This window comes from Dehalococcoidales bacterium (genome assembly GCA_028716225.1).
In the GTDB taxonomy this organism is placed as follows: Bacteria; Chloroflexota; Dehalococcoidia; order Dehalococcoidales; family UBA5760; genus UBA5760.
The window spans coordinates 1-2,620 of sequence record JAQUQE010000150.1 but is presented as its reverse complement, the minus strand read 5'-3'; the positions used below and the strand labels follow the sequence as shown (position 1 = coordinate 2,620).

Below are 2,620 nucleotides of genomic sequence, written 5' to 3'. Positions count from 1 at the left end.
GAGAAGGCCGGGCCATGGACATAACTGTGGAAGGTACACACTCCTTCGTGTTCAAGAACGGTATCATCGGACACAACTGCGAAGATACTTCCATGCTTGTCGGCTCCATGCTGGAATCGATTGGCTATCGGACGCGCTTGGTCATCGGCTCCGTGCCCGAGGGCTACCACATGTGGGTGGAGGTAGTGGACTCGGGCGGTCAATGGTGGCTCGTGGAGACTACGCTGGGTATGGTCTATAAATTGGACAACCGAGCCTCGTTGGGTTACGAAGCGGACTATTATATCTCTTGGAGAAATGGCTGCGAGTACCTGCACAAGGCCGAGGACGCGCTCTACTGATAGTAGGACACGTCCTCGATGCACGACTGCCCGGTGGAGACCCACTGACCATCAGTGCATCTGGAGCGGACAATCACGCTGCCATTGGCGCATCGCACCTCGATGACCGAGTCCGGGGTGCACAGTGCGTCAGGGCATACTTCATCGGTCGGTGCCCACTCGTTGTTCACACACCCATAAGAGTTGATGAGGCCACCGTCAGCGCACGATTGTTGGATGACCTGCCCTGGTATGCACCCTTCCTCGCAGGTCTCGTCGGTGTAGATATATTGGCAGCCATCGCATCTCTTGACCGTAATGTACTTGCCGTCCGGGCACTTCAGATAGATGGCATCGTTCCCGGAGCACATGCACCCTTCTGTTATGGTGCCACCTGCATTACGGCTCAGGACCGCGGCCACGGTGACCGCGCCTATAGCTAGGAGAGCGGCCTCGACCAGCCTCATACAATCCCTCAGTAGGTCTCGATGTCGTTCACGTATGCCCAGCGAAGGTTAGCACCTACATCCTGGTTCTGAGGATAGGCTCCGGTCGGTATGCGTGGGCGAGGGGCCATGGGGCGAGAACCTGTGGGCTGCTTGGACATCGTGTATAGGCCATAGAAGACCAGGGCACCGAGCGCTCCGAGGGCCACATATTTCACGGTCTTTCTGCTCATGAGGGCCATTCTCATGCCCCCAGGTAGGTATCAAGGCCAAGCACAGCAGCCGCTCCCGCGGCTAGGGAAGCGCTCTTCTGCCATCCACTGTTCCACAGCAGTGCGGTCAATACGACCGCACCTACACAGCCCAGAGCCTTCATCTCGTACATGCTCATGGACATTCCGGTCTTCGATACTTTCGGCATTGTTTCAACCACCCTTGTTGTCTCTTTTCTTCATCAACTCTGGTAAGATGTACTTGATGGCGATGTAGCCACCACCTAGGACCAGGCCCGCGGTGAGTATCATATTGGTTATGTCGCTGATGGAGCCGCCACCCCCAGGCAGCTCTGCCGTGTCCACAACCTCTTGTGTGCAGGTGTCGTAGGTGTAGGCGTAGAACGAGGTGTGGATGGTCACGAGCTTGCACACCTCGTCAGGGTCGTCTGGGTTGGTGTATTCGGTGACGTCCTGCCCATAATTCATCAACGTAACCGCGACCACGATACACACCACCATGAGCGCCACCCAGGCCAGGATGCGCACGATGAAAGGCAGGAGGGGCTTGAGCAGCGGTATCAATGCTCCGGTCGGCTGCTGATAGAATATGTCGTCAGGCGTGAACGTGGGATGCGATGCAGGCATGGGATAGATGCTGGGTATCGAGCCCGTGGTCGCCTCCCGGAGATAGGCCAGACCGCCGATGAAGCGCTCATTGTAAGGAACGATTTCCTCAGGGATGGCCACATGCGTTCCCACATAATCATCGGGCACGGAGTTCGCCGTATCATAGATGTCCACTTCCTTGCCCAGCTCGTCGTTCCATGCTCTACCGATTAGTCCCATATCAATCAGCTCTCCTGCTCGAACTCTTTGTACTGGCAGGTGTTGTAAGTCTCCATACCTAGGCCGCCGAACGGACCCATGCCCATTATGTTAAAGGTATACTTCATGAGCAGCGGGGCCTGGATGTTGCTGGGGTCGTGGAAGTTGCACGTTAGCTTTAGCTGGTACAGCCCTCCCGCGTTCCCGCTCTTTATCTGCGTGAGGAAGAGGTCTCCTGGAGTGGTAAACCCGTTCGCGTCCGTGTATAGTATCATATCCTGCTGGCTGTTGAAGACCTTATAATCCCCGCACCACTCAGGACCGCGTGGGGGGTTCTCATGTATCTTCAGGCCCATGATGTCGCCTGGGCATTCCCATTTGACATAGATGTCGCAGCCAGGGAGCGGGCGGTTCATGTTGTCAAGGACCTTGAAGGTGATGTCCAGGTCCACCCCTCTGAAGAGATTGTAATTGCACGCTCCCGGAAGTTCGCAACTGCATACCTGGCACTCGTCCTCCCCAATACCCTGATAGATGGGGGGGTTCGTCCGGTCATACAGCACGCCATTGATGTAGACCTCTATCGTGCCTGGAGATGGGTACTTACAATATCCATAGTCCTGGACACCCGTGACATACTGGCAAACGTTCTCTGCCCCGTCCATGACGCACCGGACGGGAGCTGCAATGAGCAGGTCATCTCCGTAGCACATCTGGGGGCAGGGCTTGACCGAGCATCGGTTGTCGGCGCAGGCCGCTCCTCCCTCGGTCCAGGCATGGTTCAGGCACTTCAGCGACGTGCCGCCCAAGCAGG

The 2,620-nt window shown here is 56.7% G+C and carries 7 protein-coding genes; 2 read left to right on the top strand and 5 right to left on the bottom strand.

All coding sequences use genetic code 11. From position 1 onward, the window contains the following. The coding region (locus PHI12_15110; protein ID MDD5512113.1) for a transglutaminase domain-containing protein at nucleotides 1-341 on the top strand (341 nt) is incomplete at its 5' end. Here PHI12_15110 and PHI12_15105 read toward each other — a convergent pair. The 5 genes from PHI12_15105 to PHI12_15085 are packed head-to-tail and all read right to left on the bottom strand — an operon-like array spanning nucleotide 335 to nucleotide 2,162. After that, nucleotides 335-787: a hypothetical protein gene (locus tag PHI12_15105; protein MDD5512112.1), complete on the bottom strand. Its 453-nt coding sequence runs from the start codon at nucleotides 785-787 to the stop codon at nucleotides 335-337. The two genes, PHI12_15110 and PHI12_15105, sit on opposite strands and share 7 nt — an antisense overlap. 8 nt (nucleotides 788-795) lie before the next feature. Next, nucleotides 796-999, bottom strand: a complete 204-nt coding sequence (locus PHI12_15100) for a hypothetical protein (GenBank protein MDD5512111.1) — start codon at nucleotides 997-999, stop codon at nucleotides 796-798. An 11-nt stretch (nucleotides 1,000-1,010) separates the two neighbouring features. Next, the gene (locus PHI12_15095) at nucleotides 1,011-1,187 is read right to left on the bottom strand and encodes a hypothetical protein (protein MDD5512110.1); all 177 of its coding nucleotides are present in this window, start codon (nucleotides 1,185-1,187) and stop codon (nucleotides 1,011-1,013) included. 4 nt (nucleotides 1,188-1,191) lie between these two features. Further along, entirely contained in the window at nucleotides 1,192-1,827 is a 636-nt protein-coding gene (locus PHI12_15090; GenBank protein ID MDD5512109.1) for a hypothetical protein, read from the bottom strand. A 5-nt stretch (nucleotides 1,828-1,832) separates the two neighbouring features. Then, nucleotides 1,833-2,162, bottom strand: coding sequence for a hypothetical protein (locus PHI12_15085; protein ID MDD5512108.1), 330 nt, complete (start codon nucleotides 2,160-2,162; stop codon nucleotides 1,833-1,835). On the opposite strand from PHI12_15085, the gene PHI12_15080 reads away from it, so the two are divergent. Beyond that, on the top strand, nucleotides 2,145-2,620 hold a 476-nt coding region (locus tag PHI12_15080), incomplete at its 3' end, for a hypothetical protein (protein ID MDD5512107.1). The genes PHI12_15085 and PHI12_15080 overlap by 18 nt on opposite strands.

Excerpts from the sequence above, each read along its gene's own strand:
- PHI12_15105 (MDD5512112.1), bottom strand. The coding sequence starts at position 787 with ATGAGGCTGGTCGAGGCCGCTCTCCTAGCTATAGGCGCGGTCACCGTG.
- PHI12_15100 (MDD5512111.1), bottom strand. The coding sequence starts at position 999 with ATGAGCAGAAAGACCGTGAAATATGTGGCCCTCGGAGCGCTCGGTGCC.
- PHI12_15095 (MDD5512110.1), bottom strand. The coding sequence starts at position 1,187 with ATGCCGAAAGTATCGAAGACCGGAATGTCCATGAGCATGTACGAGATG.
- PHI12_15090 (MDD5512109.1), bottom strand. The coding sequence starts at position 1,827 with ATGGGACTAATCGGTAGAGCATGGAACGACGAGCTGGGCAAGGAAGTG.
- PHI12_15085 (MDD5512108.1), bottom strand. The coding sequence starts at position 2,162 with ATGGGCCTGAAGATACATGAGAACCCCCCACGCGGTCCTGAGTGGTGC.